2 protein-coding genes are annotated in these 591 nt (G+C 54.1%); one reads left to right on the forward strand and one right to left on the reverse strand.

Annotated elements, in window-relative coordinates; genetic code table 11:
- Positions 1 to 254, forward strand: a 254-nt coding sequence (locus O7B34_RS31905; RefSeq protein WP_337149712.1) for a sigma factor-like helix-turn-helix DNA-binding protein, incomplete at its 5' end; no start/stop codon positions are given.
- Here the strand turns inward: O7B34_RS31905 and O7B34_RS31910 are convergent.
- The gene (locus O7B34_RS31910; RefSeq protein WP_337149714.1) at positions 255 to 407 is read right to left on the reverse strand and encodes a hypothetical protein; all 153 of its coding nucleotides are present in this window, start codon (positions 405 to 407) and stop codon (positions 255 to 257) included.
- Positions 408 to 591: the final 184 nt, after the last annotated feature.

Below are 591 nucleotides of genomic sequence, written 5' to 3' on the forward strand. Positions count from 1 at the left end.
AAGTTCACGGCGCCATTCAAAGGCTACCTGAACACCAACGCGAGGTTCTGATGCTGATCGGCGTTCTGGGAGTAAGCTATGAGGAAACGGCCGAGATATGCGGCTGCGCGGTAGGGACGGTCAAAAGCCGGCTGAACCGTGCCCGTGCCAACGTCCTGGAGTTCCTTGGGGAGAGTTCGCTGCAGACATTGATAGAGGGACGAAATCACCTGTCACATGGTCGACTCGATATCGAGGTCGACAGCCGCAGATAATCAATTCTTCACTTCGCGCCGGCGTTTCTCGATCAGCGCATTTTGTAGCTCCATCGCCAGCTTGGTCAGGCGGTCTGGGACCTGTTCCTGCTCCATGGCGGCCAAAAGGGAGGTAATCTCCTGATCCACCGCCATGTCGATACGCGAGGCCATGGTATCATCGCTCGACGAGACATCATATTCTCTTGACAATAGATGGCGATCCTTAATCCTAGAGCGGTTCACGAGTTGATGGAATCGAAGGGATTCCGGATCAGTCGGTTTTGTGATTCAAGATGCTGGCTGGAATGGAGGCCAGCATCTGATGACTCGACCTCTTTCCAATGATCTTCGCGAG

It is taken from the genome of Mesorhizobium sp. Cs1299R1N3 (assembly GCF_037179625.1).
Taxonomy (GTDB): Bacteria; Pseudomonadota; Alphaproteobacteria; order Rhizobiales; family Rhizobiaceae; genus Mesorhizobium; species Mesorhizobium salmacidum.